This window comes from Sphaerisporangium krabiense (assembly GCF_014200435.1).
GTDB lineage: Bacteria > Actinomycetota > Actinomycetes > Streptosporangiales > Streptosporangiaceae > Sphaerisporangium > Sphaerisporangium krabiense.
In genome coordinates this window covers 4,058,216-4,076,276 of sequence record NZ_JACHBR010000001.1, presented here as the reverse complement: position 1 = coordinate 4,076,276, position 18,061 = coordinate 4,058,216, and the positions used below count along the sequence as shown (strand labels likewise).

17 protein-coding genes are annotated in these 18,061 nt (G+C 72.0%); 9 read left to right on the top strand and 8 right to left on the bottom strand.

The genetic code is table 11. The features are described from left to right. Positions 1 to 9 precede the first annotated feature (9 nt). Both BJ981_RS18035 and BJ981_RS18030 read left to right on the top strand, forming a co-directional pair. Entirely contained in the window at positions 10 to 1,038 is a 1,029-nt protein-coding gene (locus BJ981_RS18035) for a LacI family DNA-binding transcriptional regulator (RefSeq protein WP_372436898.1), read from the top strand. A 61-nt stretch (positions 1,039 to 1,099) separates the two neighbouring features. After that, positions 1,100 to 2,086 carry a zinc-binding dehydrogenase gene (locus tag BJ981_RS18030; RefSeq protein ID WP_311745541.1) on the top strand — a complete coding sequence of 329 codons (987 nt, stop codon included), beginning with the start codon at positions 1,100 to 1,102 and terminating at the stop codon, positions 2,084 to 2,086. Between the two features lie 28 nt (positions 2,087 to 2,114). Here the strand turns inward: BJ981_RS18030 and BJ981_RS18025 are convergent, their stop codons facing one another. Together BJ981_RS18025 and BJ981_RS18020 are read right to left on the bottom strand one after the other, a co-directional pair. Then, positions 2,115 to 2,501: a hypothetical protein gene (locus BJ981_RS18025; protein WP_184612487.1), complete on the bottom strand. Its 387-nt coding sequence runs from the start codon at positions 2,499 to 2,501 to the stop codon at positions 2,115 to 2,117. Positions 2,502 to 2,580: 79 nt separating this feature from the next. Then, positions 2,581 to 3,831: an MFS transporter gene (locus BJ981_RS18020; protein ID WP_184612486.1), complete on the bottom strand. Its 1,251-nt coding sequence runs from the start codon at positions 3,829 to 3,831 to the stop codon at positions 2,581 to 2,583. 133 nt (positions 3,832 to 3,964) lie between these two features. On the opposite strand from BJ981_RS18020, the gene BJ981_RS18015 reads away from it, so the two are divergent. Beyond that, positions 3,965 to 4,954, top strand: coding sequence for a DUF5937 family protein (locus tag BJ981_RS18015; protein ID WP_204070224.1), 990 nt, complete (start codon positions 3,965 to 3,967; stop codon positions 4,952 to 4,954). A 9-nt stretch (positions 4,955 to 4,963) separates the two neighbouring features. Here the strand turns inward: BJ981_RS18015 and BJ981_RS18010 are convergent, their stop codons facing one another. From BJ981_RS18010 to BJ981_RS18000, 3 genes are read right to left on the bottom strand one after another with little or no spacing between them, the layout of a single operon-like run. Continuing rightward, positions 4,964 to 5,830, bottom strand: a complete 867-nt coding sequence (locus BJ981_RS18010; RefSeq protein WP_184612485.1) for a carbohydrate ABC transporter permease — start codon at positions 5,828 to 5,830, stop codon at positions 4,964 to 4,966. Next, positions 5,827 to 6,732, bottom strand: a complete 906-nt coding sequence (locus BJ981_RS18005; protein ID WP_184612484.1) for a carbohydrate ABC transporter permease — start codon at positions 6,730 to 6,732, stop codon at positions 5,827 to 5,829. Before BJ981_RS18005 ends, BJ981_RS18010 begins: the two co-directional genes overlap by 4 nt. A gap of 57 nt (positions 6,733 to 6,789) precedes the next feature. Beyond that, positions 6,790 to 8,079, bottom strand: coding sequence for an ABC transporter substrate-binding protein (locus tag BJ981_RS18000; protein ID WP_184612483.1), 1,290 nt, complete (start codon positions 8,077 to 8,079; stop codon positions 6,790 to 6,792). Between the two features lie 285 nt (positions 8,080 to 8,364). On the opposite strand from BJ981_RS18000, the gene BJ981_RS17995 reads away from it, so the two are divergent. The 3 genes from BJ981_RS17995 (at position 8,365) to BJ981_RS17985 (ending at position 12,086) form a co-directional block, all read left to right on the top strand. Further along, the gene (locus tag BJ981_RS17995; protein ID WP_184612482.1) at positions 8,365 to 8,985 is read left to right on the top strand and encodes a pentapeptide repeat-containing protein; all 621 of its coding nucleotides are present in this window, start codon (positions 8,365 to 8,367) and stop codon (positions 8,983 to 8,985) included. Between the two features lie 803 nt (positions 8,986 to 9,788). Continuing rightward, positions 9,789 to 9,932 carry a hypothetical protein gene (locus tag BJ981_RS17990; RefSeq protein ID WP_184612481.1) on the top strand — a complete coding sequence of 48 codons (144 nt, stop codon included), beginning with the start codon at positions 9,789 to 9,791 and terminating at the stop codon, positions 9,930 to 9,932. 129 nt (positions 9,933 to 10,061) lie between these two features. Continuing rightward, a complete protein-coding gene (locus BJ981_RS17985; protein WP_184612480.1) occupies positions 10,062 to 12,086 on the top strand; it encodes an ABC transporter ATP-binding protein in 2,025 nt (674 codons plus the stop codon). A gap of 48 nt (positions 12,087 to 12,134) precedes the next feature. Here the strand turns inward: BJ981_RS17985 and BJ981_RS17980 are convergent, their stop codons facing one another. Next, complete coding sequence (locus BJ981_RS17980; RefSeq protein ID WP_184612479.1) at positions 12,135 to 12,548, bottom strand: MerR family transcriptional regulator; 414 nt, start codon at positions 12,546 to 12,548, stop codon at positions 12,135 to 12,137. 80 nt (positions 12,549 to 12,628) lie between these two features. On the opposite strand from BJ981_RS17980, the gene BJ981_RS17975 reads away from it, so the two are divergent. Then, positions 12,629 to 13,558, top strand: a complete 930-nt coding sequence (locus BJ981_RS17975) for an aldo/keto reductase (protein ID WP_184612478.1) — start codon at positions 12,629 to 12,631, stop codon at positions 13,556 to 13,558. 6 nt (positions 13,559 to 13,564) lie between these two features. On the opposite strand, the gene BJ981_RS17970 is transcribed toward BJ981_RS17975, so the two are convergent. Then, on the bottom strand, positions 13,565 to 14,221 hold the full coding sequence (locus BJ981_RS17970; RefSeq protein ID WP_184612477.1) for a TetR/AcrR family transcriptional regulator: 657 nt from the start codon (positions 14,219 to 14,221) through the stop codon (positions 13,565 to 13,567). A gap of 133 nt (positions 14,222 to 14,354) precedes the next feature. Between BJ981_RS17970 and BJ981_RS17965 the strand changes: the two genes are divergently transcribed. Together BJ981_RS17965 and BJ981_RS17960 are read left to right on the top strand one after the other, a co-directional pair. Then, a complete protein-coding gene (locus BJ981_RS17965) occupies positions 14,355 to 15,671 on the top strand; it encodes a GH1 family beta-glucosidase (protein WP_184612476.1) in 1,317 nt (438 codons plus the stop codon). Positions 15,672 to 15,944: 273 nt separating this feature from the next. Continuing rightward, the gene (locus BJ981_RS17960; protein WP_184612475.1) at positions 15,945 to 17,150 is read left to right on the top strand and encodes a Cmx/CmrA family chloramphenicol efflux MFS transporter; all 1,206 of its coding nucleotides are present in this window, start codon (positions 15,945 to 15,947) and stop codon (positions 17,148 to 17,150) included. Here BJ981_RS17960 and BJ981_RS17955 read toward each other — a convergent pair. Further along, positions 17,107 to 18,006, bottom strand: a complete 900-nt coding sequence (locus tag BJ981_RS17955) for a coiled-coil domain-containing protein (protein WP_184612474.1) — start codon at positions 18,004 to 18,006, stop codon at positions 17,107 to 17,109. The two genes, BJ981_RS17960 and BJ981_RS17955, sit on opposite strands and share 44 nt — an antisense overlap. Between the last annotated feature and the right edge of the window lie 55 nt (positions 18,007 to 18,061).

Below are 18,061 nucleotides of genomic sequence, written 5' to 3'. Positions count from 1 at the left end.
ATGCTGCCCGTGGCAGAGAGCAGGCGTCCGACCATGAACGACGTCGCCGCGAGGGCGGGGGTGGCCCTGAAGACGGTCTCCCGCGTGGTCAACGACGAGCCGGGCGTGAACGCGGCCACGGCGGAACGCGTGCGGCACGCCATCGCGCTGCTCGGGTACCGCCGCAACGAGGGCGCCCGCGACCTGCGCCGGGGCCGCACGGCCAGCATCGGGCTCGTCATCGAGGACGTCGCCGACCCCTTCTACTCCGGGCTCAGCCGGGCCGTGGAGGACGTCGCGCTCGGCAACGGCTCGCTGGTCTTCACCGGCTCCTCCGGCGAGGACCCCGGCCGTGAGCGCGAGCTGGTGCTGGCCTTCTGCGCCCGCCGCGTGGACGGCCTGATCATCGTGCCCGCCGGGGCCGACCACGGATACCTGGCCCCCGAGCTGACCGCGGGCATCCGCGCCGTCTTCGCCGACCGCCCCGCGGGCCCCGGCCTGGACGTCGACACCGTGCTGTGCGACAACGCGGGCGGCGCGGGCGCGGGCACCGCCCACCTGATCGGGCACGGTCACCGGCGCGTCGCCTTCCTCGGCGACAACCCGGCGATCTTCACCGCCGAGGAGCGGCTGCGCGGCTACCGCGACGCGCTCGCCGCGGCCGGCCTGCCGTACGATCCGGCGCTGGTCGCGATGGGCACCCCCGAGCAGGCCCGCGTCCACGCCGACCTGACCCGCCTGCTCGCCCTCCCCGACCCGCCGACGGCCCTGTTCACCGGCAACGGCCGCACCACCGTCACCGCGCTGCGCGCCCTAGAGTCCCTCGGCGCCCGCCCGTCCGCGACCGGCGGCCTCGCCATCGTCGGCTTCGATGACTTCGAGCTCGCCGACCTGCTCACCCCGGCCGTCACCGTCGTCGCCCAGGACCCGGCCGGCCTGGGCCGCGCCGCCGCCGGCCTGCTGTTCCGCCGCCTGGCGGGCGACGCCGTGCCCCCCGAGCGCCTCCTTCTCCCCACCCGCCTGATCCCCCGAGGGTCCGGCGAGCTCCCGCCCGGCTGAGCGCCGGACTTGACCTCAACATTTGTTGAGGTTCCAGACTGGGGGCCGCAGAAGGAGCGGCGTGAGGGGTGTGGTCGGCGTGCGAGTGGTTCAGGTGACCCGGTTCGGAGGGCCCGAGGTGCTCAAGGTGGCCGAGGTGGACGATCCGGCGGCGGGGGCGGGCCAGGTCGTGATCGGCGTCGAGGCGGCCGACACCTTGTTCGTCGAGACGCAGATCCGGCAGGGATCGGGCCGCGACTGGTTCCCCGTCGAGCCGCCGTACGTGCCGGGGGGCGCGGTGGCGGGACGGGTGCTGGCCGTCGGGGACGGCGTGGACGCATCGTGGCGGGGACGGGTCGTCGCGGCGGGCACCGGAGGAGGCGGAGGGTACGCCGAGCGGGTCGTCGCGCCGGTCGAGGCGCTGATCCCCGTGCCGCACGGGCTCGGCACGTGGGAGGCGGCGGCGCTGCTGCACGACGGCGTCACGGCGCTGTCGGTGTTCGAGGCGGCCGAGGTGGAGGCGGGTGAGTGGGTGCTGGTCACGGCGGCGGCCGGAGGCATGGGCGTCCTGCTCGTCCAGTTGGCGCGCGCCGCGGGGGCGCGCGTGGCGGCGGCGGCCCGGGGGGAGCGGAAGCTCGACCTGGTCCGCGGCCTCGGCGCCGAGATCACCGCCGACTACACCGAGCCCGGGTGGGCCGGCCGCGTCCGCGCGGCGATCGGCGCGGGCCCGTCGGCGGTGTTCGACGGGGCCGGCGGCGAGATCGGGCGGGAGGCGTTCGGGATCACGGCGTCCGGAGGGAGGATCTCCGCGCACGGGGCGTCGAGTGGCGGGTTCGGCGCGATCGACCCGGACGAGGCGCGGCGGCGCGGCGTCACGGTGCGGGGCATCCAGGACGTTCAGCTCGAACCGGCGGAACGCAAGAGGCTGGCCGAGCGGGCCCTGGCGGAGGCGGCGGCGGGCCGCCTGGAACCGGTGATCGGGTGCACCTTCCCCCTCGCCGACGCCGCGGACGCGCACGCGGCGATCGAGTCCCGCGCCGTGCTCGGCAAGACCCTGCTCGTGATCTGACCCCAGGACCGGAGGCGTCCCGCGCGGGTCACCGCCGGCTCAGGTCCTCGCCGTCCAGCCAGAAGCCGCCGTAGTCGTAGAAGTACTTGGCCGCGGCCCACTCGCCGGTCGTCCAGTCGCCGCCGACCTGGTAGAGGCGCCCGACGTGGTAGGCGCGCCAGTGCGGCAGGCAGGCGCTGGCGATGGTGCCCGCGCCCACGAAGGACACGTTCTCGGACCGCCCCGGGAAGCCGGGAAAGCCATGAAGGCCAGGAGAAACGGTCTTGCCGTACTTCGTCACCGTGCCCCGGGTCGCCGCGTGGCACTTGGCCGCCTTGGCGCCCGCGGGTGGGGCGTGGACGGTGAACGGGGGCGCCATGGCGACGCCGGCGGCGCCGGCGCCGGCGATGATGGCCAGACGGGTGCGTAGGCGCATCTGAGGATCTTCCGTTCCGCTCGGGGTCATCGGCTCCGATCGTGCCCGCACCTCGATGTCACTTACAGTAGTCGGCTCGCTACTCTATGCTTTCCGCCGTGGCCAGGGACCCGGCGACGGGCCGCGTCTCGGGGCGCAGGTGGCGCGCCAGCGCCAGCGCCGCGAGGGTGGCCCCCGCGCCGGCCAGGGCGATGGCCAGGTGGGCGGGCACCAGCTCCGCCAGCGCTCCGGCGAGCGCGGCGCCGAGGCCCTGGCCGCTCATCTGTCCCGAGGTGAACAGCCCGAACGCCTGCCCGCGCGTCTCCTCGGGCACGGCGTCGACGAACCTGCGCTGCAGGCCGAGGTTGTAGGCGAGGCAGCCTCCGGCCAGCACGGCGAGCGCCAGGCACAGGCCGAGGCCCGGACGCGCGGCGAACCCCATCAGCGGCGCCCCGAGCGCGAGCGCGAGCGGGAAGGAGAGCCGTTCCCGCAGGGCGGGGGCGGCGAAGCGGCCCACGGCGAAGTCCCCGGCCGCCATCCCCGCCGCGAAGGCGGCGAGCACGAGCCCGGCCTGCGAGGGCGCGCCCCGCTCGCTGAGGTAGGGCACGACGACGGCCTCCGCGCCCGCGACGCACAGGGCCGGAATCCACGACGACAACAGCAGGCCGCGCACGCGCCGGTCGGCCAGCAGACGCCGGTTGACGCGCAGGGTGGCCCGGACGGGGCCCCGCGCCGCCGTCCCGACGGTCCGGGGCGGACGGTCGGGCAGGCCGGCCCGCAGGACCAGGGCGCTCGCCGCGGACAGCACGGCGGTGATCACCAGGGCTCCGGAGGGGCCGGTGACGGTGAGGACGGCGCCGCCCGCCGCCAGGCCGGCGATCTGCGCGCCCGCCGAGGTGACGGTCAGGACGGACCTGCCGAGCACGAAGGCGTCGCCGGGGAGCAGCTCGGGCAGCGCCGCCGTGCGGGCCGCGCCGAAGACGGGGCTCAGGGCCCCGGTCGTCACGACCAGCGCCAGCATCGCCCAGACCGGCAGCCCGGCGAATGCCAGGGCCAGACAGACGGCGACCCGGACCAGTTCGCCGACCACCATGAGCCGCCGGGGCCGCATCCGGTCGGCCAGCGAGAGCAGAAAGACGCCGCCGATGACGTAGGGGATGAACCCGCTCATGTAGGCCAGCGCCGACAGCCCGGCCGACCCGGTGCGCGTGTAGATGAGCACCGAGAAGGCCAGCATCTTGACGGTGTCGCCCGCCACGAGCAGCGCGAAGCTCCCGAAGAGCACGCGGAACTCCGCGACGGCGAACACCTCGCCGAACGTCGTCCGCCGCGCGGGCGTCGCCTCGCTCATCCGCACCTTCCCCTCGGCCCCTCGGGGCCCGTCACATGGCCGCGGCCGTCCCCGGCGGCCGACGACGATGCTCGGCCATCGGTCCCGCGCTTGGCTAAGCTTTCGTCCATGGCCGAAAGGTCCGGACTGTCCCATGGGTAAGGTGCTGATCATCGAGGTCGGCCCTCAGGACGTCATGGCCAGCCGGTTCGCCGTCTCGCCGCTGATCGAGACCATGCACGCGCTGCGCATCCTGTCCGGCCACCAGGAGCCGGGCGTCCACGGCCGGTGGGCCGAGCGCGCGCGGGAGCCGTACGCGCGGCTGCTGCGGGAGAGGCCGGCGCTCGCCGCGCTGGCCGTGCTGTTCCGGCGCGGCGACTACAGCGCCGACTTCATCGCTCCCCCGCCGTCCGGGGTGAACGTCGCGTTCGACAGCGAACTGGCCGTCATGCGCGCCACGCCCCTGGCTCAGGCCAGGGACGAGATCGCGCGGAACCTGCTCGGCAGGCCGGCCGCGCCGGCGGACCTGGTGGCCGTCCTGGAGCGGCCGGACGTGGTGACGCTGATCGCCGACGTGCTGGAGGCCGCGTGGCAGGCCATCGTCCGGCCCGAATGGCCGCGCCTCCAGGCCATCCTGGAGCGCGACGTCGTGCAGCGCGCGGGCCGCCTCGCGACGTACGGGTGGGCCGCGGCCCTGGATGACCTCAGCCCCAACGTCCGCTGGCACCCCGAAGGACCGGCCGGTGACATCCGGGTGCGCATGCAGAGCTCGGGCGAGGACCAGCGGCACCGGCTCGGCGGCCGGGGCCTGCTGTTCGTCCCGAGCGTCTTCGGCTACGGGGTGGGCGCCTACCTGGAGCACGCCTGGCCGTACGCGCTGGTCTACACGGCGCGCGGGATCGCCGCGGAGCCCGTGCCGGCCAAGGGGCTGGAGCGGCTCATCGGGCGAACCCGCGCCGAGGTCCTGCTCCGGGTCCCCGCGACCACGACGCAGCTCGCGGCGCTGCTCGGGCTCAGCGTCGGCGGGGCCGGCGACCACGTGGCCGCGCTGCGCGAGGCCGGGCTGATCACCGGCGCGCGGGTCGGGCGCTCCGTGCTGTACCGCCGCACGCCGCTCGGGGACGCCCTGGTGAACGGTGGCTGAGCCCGCGGCTCACCCCTTGAGCGCCCCCGCCATGAGCCCGCGCATGAAGAAGCGTCCGAGCAGCACGTACACGAGCATCGTCGGCACCGAGGCCAGGATCGCCGCCGCCATCTGCTGGCTGTAGGGCACGGTCTGGGCGCCCGCGATGTTGTTGAGCATCACGGTCGTGGGCCACGAACTGGGCCCGGTCAGGAACACCGCGAACAGGAAGTCGTTCCACAGCGAGGTGAACTGCCAGATGACCACGACGGCGAAGGCCGGGCCCGAGACGGGGATCACGATCGACCAGAAGGTCCGCAGCATGCCGGCGCCGTCCACGCGGGCGGCCTCCATCAGCTCGTCCGGGATCGTCACGTAGTAGTTGCGGAAGATCAGTGTGCAGATCGGGATGCCGTACACCACGTGGGCGAGGACGAGGCCGGGGATGCCGCCGTAGACGTCCAGGCTCACCATGAGCTGGACGAGCGGGATCATCACCCCCTGGTACGGGATGAACATGCCGAACAGGAACAGCGTGAACACCACGTCGGCGCCCGGGAAACGCCACTTGGACAGCACGAACCCGTTCATCGCCCCCAGCGCGGCCGACAGCAGCGACCCGGGGATCGTCAGCAGGAAGCTGTTGGCGATGCCGGGCCGCAGCTTCTCCCAGGCGACCCGCCACGCCTCGGTCGTCCACACGCGGGGCAGGCTCCACGCCTGGCTCGGGTCCGCCTCGGTCAGGGGCTTGAAGCTGGTGACCAGCAGCACGTAGATCGGGAGCAGGAAGACCAGGACGAAGCCGAGCAGCAGCACGAACCGCAGGTAGACGGGCCAGCGGGACGCGCGCGCGACCGGCGCGGTGCGAGGCTTCTGCGCGACGGCCGTGGTGGTCATGAGCGCTTCTCCCTGCGGGCGTTCCAGATCAGGTACGGGACGACGAAGACGGCGACGGCGAGCACGATGTACGCGGCGATCGTCGCGCCCTTGGCCGGGTCGTGCGCGTCGAACACCGCGACCCACATGAAGACGGCGGGCACGTCCGTGATGATCTGCTTGCCGGACACCGACACGATGAGGTCGAACACCTTGAGCGAGATGTGCCCGAGGATGATCAGCGCGGACAGCGTGACCGGGCGCAGGAACGGGAACACGACGTACCGGTAGACCTGCCACTCCCGGCAGCCGTCCACCCGGGCGGCCTCGCGCAGTTCCTCGGGCACGCCGCGGAAGCCGGCCAGGAACAGCGCCATGACATATCCGGACATCTGCCAGATGGCGGGGATCGCCATCGCGGCCATCCCCCAGGTCTCCCCGCGGAACCAGTCGTTCTCCAGGAACCCCAGCCCGACCGCCTGGAAGAGCCGGTTCAGCCCGACGGCCTGCTCCCCCTGGCCGCTGTTCATCAGCCACCGCCACACGACGCCCGTCGCCACGAACGAGATGGCCATCGGGAACAGGTAGACGGTGCGGAAGCCGCCCTCGCCCTTGATCCCCTTCTCCATCAGGAAGGCGAGCAGCCAGCCGAGCGCCAGCGCGCCGCCCACGAACACCAGCGTGAAGACGATCGCGTGCCTGACCGACAGGCCCCAGCGTTCCTGGTCCCAGAGCGCGACGAAGTTCTCCAACCCGACGAACCTGCTGCCCTCGGAGATCTCGTCGTGCTGGTCGGTCATGGCCAGCCGGAAGTTCCAGCCGAGCATCCCGTACACGAAGACGGCGATCAGGACGATCGACGGCGTCACCAGGAGCAGGCCCGGCAGCCACCTTTTGAGGCGCGACCTTCTGAGGCGTGACACGGATACCCCCAAGGATCGGCCCGTGCCCGCGGCCACGCGCGGGCACGGGCCGGGTGGTCACTGGTTGTTGGTCTGCGCGGCCTGGACCAGCGCCTGCTGCAGCTTGGCCACGTCCTTGCTCTGCAGGAACAGCCCGACCGCCTCGGTGATGGCCGTCTTCCACGCGTCGTTGGCGACGACGCCGTGCTGGATGGACCCGGCGAGCTTGCCGTTCGCCCACTGGGCCAGGTCCCACTCCAGGTAGTCGGTGTAGAGCGCCTTGTCGGCGTCCTTGCGCGCCGGGATGGAGCCCTTCTTGGGGTTGAAGGCGTCCTGGCCCTCCTTGCTCGCGGCGACCTTGAGCCAGGCGAGGGCGCCGTCGCGGTTCGGCGCGCCCTTGGGCAGGGTGAAGCTGTCCGACAGCCACATGAACGTGCCGTCGGTGCCGGGCGAGGCCACCCAGTCGAAGTCCTCCTTGGACTTCTTGCCGAGCCCGCCGTCCGGCGGGTTGTGGAAGTAGCCGTAGGCCCAGTCGCCCATGACGTTGAACGCCGCCGCGCCGTCGGCCACCTGCTTGGAGGCGGGCTGCCAGTCGTCCTGCGCCGGGCCCGCGTAGGACAGGATCGTCTTGAAGTCCCCCAGCGCCTTGGTGAGGGCCGGGGCCGACCAGTCGGCGCCCGGGGTCCACAGGGCGTTGTAGGCGTCGGTGCCGAGCGAGCCGAGCAGCACGCTCTCCAGCAGGTGGACCACCGTCCACTCCGAGCCGATCGACAGCGGGATCTTCTTGGTCCTCTTCACCGCCTCCAGGGCCGTGATGAACTCCTCGATCGTCTTCGGCGGGGCGGCGACGCCCGCGTCCTTCAGCACCTTGGGGTTGAACCACAGGACGTTGGAGCGGTGGATGTTCACCGGCACCGAATAGACGTTGCCCTTGTAGGTGATCTGGTCGACGAGCTGCTGCGGGAAGACCTCCTTCAGCTTCAGCTCGTCGTAGAGCGCGTTCAGCGGTTCCAGCTTGCCGGCCTTGATGTAGCCCTGGAGCTCGGCGCCCGCGTGGCCCTGGAAGGTGTCGGGCGGCTGGTTCGCCTGGAGCTTGCTGGAGAGCAGCGCGCGGGCCTTGTCGCCCGAGCCGCCCGCGACGGCGGCGTCGAAGAACGTCAGGCCCGGGTTCCGCTTCTCGAAGATCTCTCGCATGGCCTTCAGGCCGTCCGCCTCGCCGGGGCCCGTCCACCAGGAGAAGACCTCGACCTGCTTCTTCGCCGCCTGGCCGTCGCCGGCGCTCTTCCCATCGCCACCGCCGCCGCAGGCGGTCAGGGAGAGGAGGCCCGCCACGGTGACCGCGACGGCCGACATCCACCGTCGTCGCATTTCTGTCCCGTCCCTTCGGGGGGTCAGAGGGACGCTGTCAGCGTGTGACGCCCCGGCCGTGTCGGGGCGCGGTGACAACGTTGTCAGGTACGCAATCAACGCACCTGTCGGGCGAAGGCGTCAAGGGCAGGCGAATAACGTCTCCATATAGCCAGGTATAGGCAGGTACGGCTGGGTACGGCGCGGCCCCGGGGCGTCTCCCCGCCGGGACGGACGGGGCCGGCGGGCCTGTCGGACCCGCGTGGAAGTATCGGCCCATGACCGCCATCACCCCGAGGTCCGCCGATGCCTGACCGTTCACACCGGCGCAAGCCTCCCGAGACCCACACCTCCGTCATCTCCGATGACTGGGACGATCTTGATATCTCCGGGCAGAACCACTCCAACGTCGCCTTCATCGACGTCGACCTGACCGAGGTCACCGGCGAGGGCGCCGTGTTCACCGAATGCGTGTTCCGGGGAGCCCGGTTCAACGCCTCGCGGCACGCCGACAGCGCCTTCGTCAACTGCCACTTCTCGCGCTGCTCGTTCTTCGACGCGAACTTCACCGGCTGCAAGCTCGTCGGCAGCGCGTTCGAGGGCTGCACCTTCGACCTGCTCGGAGTCGAGGGCGGCGACTGGTCGTTCACCGCGCTGGCCGGGGCGAACCTGAGCGGCACCACCTTCATGGACCTGCGCATGCGCGAAGCCGATCTCTCCGGCGCGCGGTTCACGGACGGCCGGCTCACCGGGGTGGACCTGTCCGGTTCGTCGCTGGAGAAGGCGAGCTTCCTGCGGTGCGACCTGCGCGGCAGCGACCTGTCCTCGCTGGAGCCCCTGACCGTGGACCTGCGGGGCGCGATCGTGGACCTGCACCAGGCCGTGCTGATCGCGAGCGCGCTCGGCGTGGACGTGCGGCAGGACTGACCAGGCGGGGGCGAACCCGGGCAGGGGCCGCAGGCCACCGTGCCCGGGCTCGCGACCGCGTGACCCTGGGGTCGGTCTCCACCCCTCCGAGGCGACCTCACCCGTGCGGCGGGCCACGCGGCGCTTCTCAGGCATCCGGGGACGCGGGGCGGCGGCGGAGCGCGACCGGCCGGGGAACGGCGGGCGCGCCATTACGCAAGTGTTCCACCAAATAACGGAGCGCGCCCAACTCATGCCGGATTCGCCTGTAATCCATCCCATACCGCCCGACAGAACGATATAGACGTGTTTTTGTTGATGTATCAGGAAGGACGAAGCGGCGGCGGCGGGGCAGCGCACCCCTGACCAGCCCCCTGACTTGCGCAGTGCGGCGAAGGCGCCACGGGCTGCCCCACTAAGTGTCAAGAAATCGCTACAACTTCATTGAAATCCCGCCTTCCGCGATTATCGTCGCATTGGCTACTCTGCTCTGATCAAGCGACGCGGACGGCCGGAAGAGCCGCCACGGAGCGGCATCGGCGGTTTCGGCATAAGGGGCGTTCTGGCGGGCAGTGAGGCGGAGCACCCGGTGAGGAGGAGATCGATCGCACCCCGAGAACGGTCACGTCTTCCGCCATTCACGGCTTTCACCCCTTATGTCATTAGATGTCCAGGATGTACTATTGATCACCCCTGATCCACACGAAGAGTGAACAACGCAGGTCAAGGCTGCGGATCGCCGTCACGGAAGGTAAGATTCCACGAGCACCGGCCACCCAGGTGAGCCACCCGGCCGGTGAGCCATCTCACATCGGGAGCCTCAGTTGGAAACCGTCGACCTCGAAGACCTGGGCCTCGAACTCCTCCTGATCGCCGCCCTGCACGCGGAGGCCGAGCGTCTCGTCCCGCGTCTTCCCGAGCCCTCGGGCGGCGCGTTCGAATGGAACCCCACCCTTCGGCCGTCCTGACCCCGGCCGGGCGCTTCGGCGGGCCCGCCGAAATAGCGGACCCGCCAAAGTAATTGCGACTTTCAACCGAAACGCCACGGTTTACCAGCGTGTCTTTAAACTGTCGGTGAGGCCGGTCACACTGCGAGCATGGCCGAGCTCCCGCAGGATTCCCCCGATCCCGACCACTCCGGCACGCCGCGCGCCGCGGCGTCCGCGCGTCCTCCCGGCCTCGACGGCTCCGCGCCGAATGACGCCCCGCCCAATGGCACGCGCCCCGACTCGCCGGACACCGGCGAGGCGATCGACCTCGGCGAGGTGACCTTCGGCGACTGGCACACCCACATCGCCACCATGTCCGGCGTCCGCTTCCTCACCGTGGCGCGCAGGCTCCCCGCCCTCATCGGCCAGGCCGTCGGCATGGCCTGGCGGGCCAGCCCCCGCGACACCGTGGCCACCATCTCCCTCAGCGCGCTCGGCGGGGTGTTCACCGCGTTCGGGCTGCTCGCCACCACCGGCGTGCTGCAGGCCCTCTTCTCCTCCGGGCCCACCCCCGACCGCGTCAAGGCCGCCCTGCCCAGCCTGCTGCTCGTCGGCGCCGCCGCCACGCTGCGCACCGCCCTGCAGGCCGGGGCCGGCTGGGCCCAGTCCAGGCTGGAGCCCCAGGTCGGCCGCATCGCCGAGACCCAGCTCTACGACCTGACCAGCCGGGTCGACCTCATCGCCTTCGACGACCCCGACTTCCACGACTCGCTCCAGCGCGCCCGCTCGCGCGGCGTCTCCATGGTGGACACCGTGGTCGACTCGGCGATCGACGTCCTCACCGGCCTCATCGGCATCGCGGCCGCGGCGGGCGTGCTCGGCATCCTGCATCCCGTCCTGCTGCCCCTGCTGGTCCTCGCGGTGATCCCCGACGCGTGGGCCGCCGTCCGCTCGGCCCGCATGCGGTACACGACCATGTACGCGCTGATGCCCGTGCGGCGGCGCAAATGGATCCTCAGCGACCTCATGGCGGAGCGCGAGACCGCCGCGGAGGTCCGCTCGTTCACCATGCGCGCGTTCCTCATGCGCCTGTACGACCAGGTCGCGGACGCCGAGCAGGAGGTCGTCCTGCGGCTGGCCCGGCGCCAGACGTTCGCGCGCGTGATCGGCGAGGCGCTCGGCGGCCTCGGCACCGGCATCGTCTACGTCGCGCTCGGGCTGCTGCTCGCCGTCGGCGCCGTGCCGCTGGCCGTCGCGGGCACGGCCGTCCTCGCGATCCGCTCCGGGCAGGGCTACCTGTCCACCCTGATGTACGCCACCAACCGCCTGTACGAGGAGGGGCTCTACTTCACCGACTTCCTGGACTTCTGCGCCGAGGCGCGCCGCCGCCAGAGCCCGCCGCGCCCGCTCCCCGCTCCCCCGGCCTTCCGGCGCATCGCCGTCGAGGACGTCACCTTCCACTACCCCGGCAAGGAGGAGCCCGCCCTCGACCACGTCTCGGTCCACATCGAGCGGGGCGAGGTCGTCGCCCTCGTCGGCGAGAACGGCTCGGGCAAGACCACGCTGTCCAAGATCATCGCGGGCCTGTACGAGCCCGGCGGCGGACGCGTGCTGTGGGACGACACCGACCTCGCCGGCGTGCCCGCCGAGGAGCTCCGGCGCAACATCGCGGTCATCGCCCAGGACCACACCCGCTGGCCGCTCACCGCCAAGGACAACATCACCATGGGCCTGGAGAAGGGCGCCGAGGCCCTGCGGGCGTCGGCGGAGGTCGCCGGGGCCGACCAGGTCATCGCCGAGCTGCCGCACGGCTACCGCACCCTGCTCGACCGCCGGTTCAAGGACGGGCACGAGCCCTCGGGCGGCCAGTGGCAGCGCATCGCCGTGGCCCGCGGGTTCTACCGCGACGCGCCGCTGCTCATCTGTGACGAGCCGACGGCCGCGCTCGACGCCCGCGCCGAGCACGCCCTGTTCGAGCGCATCCGCGGCCACGCCGACGGCCGCACCGTCCTGCTCATCACCCACCGCCTGGCCAGCGTGCGCTACGCCGACCGCATCTACGTCCTCGACCACGGCAAGGTGATCGAGCAGGGCACCCATGAGGCGTTGATGGCCCTCGGCGGCCAGTACGCCGACCTGTACTCCATCCAGGCCAGTGCCTACAGCGACCGCACCGGCGCTCCCCAGGCCTGACCCGCGCCCCTCGGACGCCGGCCCCTCAGGCGCGCGTCCCGCGGCGGCTCAGCGCGACGGCGCCGGCGCGGCGCCGTCGCAGACGGGGGTGTTCGCGGCGAGCGCGAGCACGTCACGGTAGTAGCCGATCTTCCGCTGGATCGCGGCCTGCTTCTCCTTCAGCTCGGCGATCTGAGCCTCCACCTCGCGGTCATGGGCCTCCAGCAACGCGATCCGGTCGGTGATCGTCTCGTCCCCGCCACGGACGAGCTGGGCGAAGCGCACCATCTCGGCGATCGGCATGCCGGTGGTGCGCAGGCACCTGACCATGGTCAGCCAGCTCAGGTGCGAGTCGTTGAACCTCCTTTGCCCGGCGGAGTTCCGCTCGATCGGCTCCAGCAGGCCGATGCGCTCGTAGTACCGCAGAGTGTCCAGACTGAAGCCGGTCTCCTCCGCGACCTGTCCCGGTGTGTAGACGCTCACCGGTCGAGCATCGCACCTGGAGTGGACTCCAGGTCAAGCCGTTTGACCTGGAGTCCACTCCAGCGTGCAGGGTGTCCGCCATGACCGAGATCGCACTTGGCACCATCCCCTTCGGCACGACCCTCGACGAGGCGGCGTCGTTCGCCATCCTGGACCGGTTCGCCGAGGCCGGCGGCACCGTCCTGGACACGGCCGACAACTACACGTTCTGGGTCGACGGCGGCACCGGCGACGAGAGCGAGACCACGATCGGCAGGTGGCTCGCCTCCCGTGGCGCCCGCGACCGCATGATCGTGAGCACCAAGTGCGGCGCCCGCCCCACCGTGCCCGGCGCGCGCACCCTGGACTCGGCCGAAGGGCTGTCGCCCGCGGCCGTCCGCGCGGCGGCCGAGGCCAGCCTGCGCAGGCTCGGCACCGACCACGTGGACGTCTACTGGGCCCACATCGAGGACCACGCGACGCCGCTGGAGGAGCAGGCCCGCGTCTTCGGCGAGCTGGTCGCCGAGGGCAAGGCGCGGCACGTCGGCGCGTCCAACCACCCGGCGTGGCGGATCGAGCGGGCGCGCGGCCTCGCGCTGTCGTCGGGCCTCGCGCCGTACACGCACGTGCAGCTCCGGCACTCCTACCTGCGCCCCCGGCCCGGCGCGCGGCTGAACGAGTCCGCGCACGTGCAGGTCGGCGAGGAGACGCTCGGCTACGTGCGCGCCGAGGGGCTGCGGCTGTGGACCTACTCCACGCTGCTCTCCGGCGCCTACACCCGCGCGGACCGTCCGATCCCCGCGCAGTACGACCACCCGGGGACGACGCGGCGGCTGGCCGCGCTGCGCGAGGTGGCCGGCGAGATCGGCGCCACGCCGAACCAGGTGGTGATCGCCTGGCTGCTGGCGCAGGACATCGTCCCGATCGTCGGCGTCAGCTCGCTCACGCAGCTCGACGAGATGCTCGGGGCCCGCGAGGTCAAGCTGGACCAGGACCTGCTCGGCCGCCTGGACGACCCCTCGCTGGCCTGACACCGGTCAGCGGGCCGGCAGGTGGTCGGCGAGGTAGGTGCGGACCAGCCGTTTGCACTCGGCGATGAGGTCGGGGTCGCCGCCCGGGTGGGCGCGGAAGGCGAGCTTCAGCACGGCGTCCGCGGCCTCCACGGCCACGATGAGCGCGCGGTCCAGGGCCGGCCCCGTCGGGGCGCCGAGCAGCTCGATGGTCAGCGACCGCAGGCGGTCGGCGACGATGACGTTGTTCTCCAGCGTCGAGTCCAGCAGGCGGTCGGTGCCCTTGAGCGGCGGCCCCGCCGGGGTCGGCAGGATCTCGCCGAAGTCCATGATCGCGAAGCCGGGAATGGTGCGCTTCATGTCCACGAACTCGTCCACGGCCAGGTCGACCGCCCCGGTCCAGTCGGAGACCTCCGCCTCGCCGAGCCGCGAGGTCAGGCGGGAGAGGAAGGCGTCCAGGTTGCGCAGCGCCAGCGCCCGCACGAGCCCCTGTTTGTCGGGGAAGAACTGGTAGAACGTGCCGATCGGCACCTCCGCCCTGCGGGCGACCTCCTTGGTCGTCAGACCGTCGTACCCCACCTCGTCGAGCAGGCGGGCGCACTCGTCGAGCATGCGCTCGACCCGCTCCACGCTGCGGCGCTGAGCCGGGCGCCGGCGGAGCGTCCCCGCCGAGACGTTCGTCATTCCCCCATCATCCCTCCGTATCGAGGTGACCCACATAACATGAGCAGTATTCATAACTGCCGGGCGCGTCTTCGGCCGCACGGGTGAGGGCGCCGCCCGAACCCTCGCCCACGCTCCTCACAAGGAGGCCATCATGTTCCTCTGGGGCACCGCAACCGCGTCATACCAGATCGAGGGGGCCGTGGCGGACGACGGCCGCGGCCTGTCGATCTGGGACACCTTCGCCCACGAGCCGGGCAAGGTGAAGGACGGCCACACCGGTGATATGGCGTGCGACCATTACCACCGCTGGTCAGAGGATGTCATGCTCATGGCCGCCCTGGGGGTGAACTCCTATCGTTTCTCCATTTCGTGGCCGAGAATCCTCCCCGCCGGGCGTGGCGCGGTGAACCAGGCGGGCCTCGACTTCTATGACCGGCTGGTCGACGGCCTGTGCGCCCAGGGCATCGTCCCGGCGGCCACGCTCTTCCACTGGGACCTCCCCCAGGCTCTGGAGGACGAGGGCGGCTGGCTCGCCCGCGACACCGCGAGCCGCCTGGCCGACTACGCCGGCGTCGTGGCCGCCCGCCTCGCCGACCGCGTGCCGATCTGGATCACGCTGAACGAACCCTTCGTCCACATGGTGTTCGGCTACGCCCTCGGCACCCACGCCCCCGGCCGTACGCTCTTCCTCGACGCCCTGCCCGTCGCCCACCACCAGCTCCTCGGCCACGGCCTCGCGGCACAGGCCCTGCGCGCGCACGGCGCGCAGCGGGTGCTGGTGACCAACAACCTCACGCCCGTCCGTCCCGCGTCCTCCTCCACCGGCGACCTGCGGGCCGCCGACGCCTACGACACCCTGCACAACCGGCTCTTCAACGACCCCGTGCTGCTCGGCCGCTACCCCGACCTGTCCGCGTTCGGCGTCGACGCCATGCCGGCCGTGCGCGACGGCGACCTCGCCGTGATCGCCCAGCCCCTGGACGGCCTCGGCGTCAACTACTACAACCCCACCCGGATCCGCGCCCCCGGCGAGCCCATGGGCCTCCCGTTCGAGGACGCCGGCATCACCGGCCACCCCACCACCGCCTTCGGCTGGCCGGTGGTGCCCGACGGCCTGCGCGAGCTCCTCACCGGCCTCAAGGCCCGCTACGGCGACGCCCTGCCCCCGGTGTACGTCACCGAGAACGGCTGCTCACAACCGGACATCCCCGGCCCCGACGGCGTGATCGACGACCAGGACCGCATCGCCTTCCTCGACGCCCACATCCAGGCCGTCGGCGCCGCCATGTCCGAAGGCGTCGACGTACGCGGCTACTACGTCTGGTCCCTCCTCGACAACTTCGAATGGGCCGAGGGCTACACCCAACGCTTCGGCCTCGTCCACGTCGACTTCCCCACCCAGAAACGCACCCCCAAAGCCTCCTACCACTGGCTCAGAACCAGGATCACCACCTCCCCCACTCCATGACGGAACCCCCGATCCTCCCGGCTCGGCCCGCGCGGGCCGGGAGGCGCAGGTGAGGGAAAACCGGAGTGCGCGTGCCGAGATGGTCGAGTAGGTTGGCGGCATGTCGAGCCCAGAGGCGTCCAGGGTGGGGGCTTTCGGTCACCCCGTCAGCCCCCTGAATCACTGAGCAGGCCTGTCCTGCCGCATGGTGGCGGCCGGCAGGCAGTAGAGATGGGCCGCTGAGCGCGGTGACGAGACGTCTGATCTGATCTCTCCTCACCTCGGAGCCTCTCGATGCCTCTGCCTCTCTATTCGCTGGCCGTGGCGGTGTTCGCCATGGGCACGTCGGAGTTCATGCTGGCCGGCCTGCTGCCGGACATCGCCGCGGATCTCGGCGTCCCGATCGCCACGGCGGGACTGCTCACCCCGGCCTTCGCCGTCGGGATGGCCGTCGGCGCCCCGCTGATGGCGGCGGTCGCGCGCCGATGGCCACGGCGGTCCGCGCTTCTCGTGTTCCTCGGGCTGTTCCTGGCCGCACACGTCGCCGGGGCCGTCACCGGCGGTTTCGCGGTCCTGCTCGCCGGCCGGGTCATCGCGGCCCTCGCCTGTGCCGGGTTCCTCGCCGTCGCGCTCACCACGGCCGCCGCCCTGGTCCCCGCCGACCGGAAAGGCCGGGCGCTGGCCGTCCTGCTGGCGGGGACCACGGTCGCCACCGTCGCGGGAGTGCCCGGCGGCGCCCTGCTGGGGACGCTGCTCGACTGGCGCGCCACCTTCTGGCTGGTGGCGCTCCTGTGCCTGCCGTCGGCGCTCGGCGTGGCACGAGGCGTTCCCGCCGGCGCCGGACGATCAGCGGAGGACGCGGCGGGCACGGATCTGCGCGGGGAACTCGCCCGGCTGCGAAGTCCGCGACTGGTCCAGGTCCTGCTGCTGGGCGCGCTGGTCAACGCGGCGACGTTCGGCGCCTTCACGTTCCTGGCCCCGGTCGTCACCGACGTGGCCGGGCTGGAGCCGTTGTGGGTCCCCGTCGCGCTGGTGCTGTTCGGCCTCGGTTCCTTCGCCGGGGTCACCGTCGCCGGGCGGCTGTCCGACCGGCGGCCCGGCGTCGTCGTCGCGGCCGGCGGCCCGCTGCTCCTCGGCGGCTGGGCCGTGCTCGGCCTGCTGGCGCCGAGCCCGAGCGCGCTGCTGATCCTCGCGTTCACCCAGGGCGCGCTCTCCTTCGCCGTGGGCAGCACCCTGATCGCACGCGTGCTGTACGAGGCGGCGGGGGCGCCGACCATGGCGGGCTCCTACGCCACCGCCGCGCTCAACGCCGGCGCCGTCATCGGCCCCGTGGCCGCCGCCGCGGCACTGAACACCGGAGCGGCCGCACTGGGGCCCGTCTGGTCCGCCGGCGTCCTGGTCGCGGTCGCGCTCGTTCTCGCCCTGCTCTTCCGTGGCGCGGTCGCAGGGGCGCCGGTCAGAAGACCGACACGTGCACGTGGTCGTAGTGGTTGGCGGTGATGCCGCCGCGGTCGGACATCTGGCGCCAGCCCGCGCCGGTGCGGATGTCGTAGTAGCGCTGTCGCCAGATGATGTACATGATGCCGATCTGGCGGCCGTTCTCGATGCACCACTGGGCCAGGGCGTCGCCCCTGGCCTGGGAGGCGGCGTCGGGCATGCGGCCGCCCGTGCTCATCATGAAGTCGCAGGCCCGGCCCTTGCCGTGCTCGCCCGGGTCGCCCACCCGCAGGCAGCCGACGCTGAACGGCATGGGGAACCTCTGCATGATCACGTTCCGTACGCTGATCATGCGAGGGGTGAGGCCGCTGCCGGCGTCGGGGGTCTGGAAGCCGAACTTCTTCAGCAGTTCGTCGACCTGGCGTCTCTTCGCCTGGAGATCCTTGATCTCGTCCCTGAGGTCGGCGACCTTCCGGTCGGCGAGCTTCTTGGCGGCCTTCTGCTCCTCGATCAGCCTGCCGATGTAGGCCAGCCGCTGGTTCTTCTCCTCGGCGATGTAGGTGACGGTCGCGACCTGGCTGAGGATCATGTCCGGGTCACCGCTGTAGCTGATCACCCGGGCGCCGTCGATGTTGCCGGTCATGTACGAGCCGGCGTAGAACTGCGCGACCCGGTCCTCGGCGGCGGCGAGGTCGGCGCGGAGCTTCTTGACGCGGTCACCGGCCTTCTGCACGGCACGGCGGGCGTCCTCCAGGCTCTGGATCTCGCCCCGGTAGCGCTTCTGGAGGTCGGCGGCCTGCTTGGTCAGCCTGTCGAGCTGCGCCTGCGGGTTCGGCTTGGCCTCGGCCCGCGGCACGGCGAGCACCGAGAGAAGCGCGAGCAGGGCGGCCGCCAGCCCCGCCACACGGCCTGATCTCATCAGCCCTCCCACTTCCCGGACACCCCGAGACTCTAGGAGCCGATCTTGCAGGGCG

What these genes read in the sequence shown, in the direction of transcription:
- BJ981_RS18025 (WP_184612487.1), bottom strand. Translation starts at nt 2,501, where the DNA reads ATGCGCCTACGCACCCGTCTGGCCATCATCGCCGGCGCCGGCGCCGCC.
- BJ981_RS18020 (WP_184612486.1), bottom strand. Translation starts at nt 3,831, where the DNA reads ATGAGCGAGGCGACGCCCGCGCGGCGGACGACGTTCGGCGAGGTGTTC.
- BJ981_RS18015 (WP_204070224.1), top strand. Translation starts at nt 3,965, where the DNA reads ATGGGTAAGGTGCTGATCATCGAGGTCGGCCCTCAGGACGTCATGGCC.
- BJ981_RS18010 (WP_184612485.1), bottom strand. Translation starts at nt 5,830, where the DNA reads ATGACCACCACGGCCGTCGCGCAGAAGCCTCGCACCGCGCCGGTCGCG.
- BJ981_RS18000 (WP_184612483.1), bottom strand. Translation starts at nt 8,079, where the DNA reads ATGCGACGACGGTGGATGTCGGCCGTCGCGGTCACCGTGGCGGGCCTC.
- BJ981_RS17995 (WP_184612482.1), top strand. Translation starts at nt 8,365, where the DNA reads ATGCCTGACCGTTCACACCGGCGCAAGCCTCCCGAGACCCACACCTCC.
- BJ981_RS17985 (WP_184612480.1), top strand. Translation starts at nt 10,062, where the DNA reads ATGGCCGAGCTCCCGCAGGATTCCCCCGATCCCGACCACTCCGGCACG.
- BJ981_RS17975 (WP_184612478.1), top strand. Translation starts at nt 12,629, where the DNA reads ATGACCGAGATCGCACTTGGCACCATCCCCTTCGGCACGACCCTCGAC.
- BJ981_RS17970 (WP_184612477.1), bottom strand. Translation starts at nt 14,221, where the DNA reads ATGACGAACGTCTCGGCGGGGACGCTCCGCCGGCGCCCGGCTCAGCGC.
- BJ981_RS17965 (WP_184612476.1), top strand. Translation starts at nt 14,355, where the DNA reads ATGTTCCTCTGGGGCACCGCAACCGCGTCATACCAGATCGAGGGGGCC.
- BJ981_RS17960 (WP_184612475.1), top strand. Translation starts at nt 15,945, where the DNA reads ATGCCTCTGCCTCTCTATTCGCTGGCCGTGGCGGTGTTCGCCATGGGC.
- BJ981_RS17955 (WP_184612474.1), bottom strand. Translation starts at nt 18,006, where the DNA reads ATGAGATCAGGCCGTGTGGCGGGGCTGGCGGCCGCCCTGCTCGCGCTT.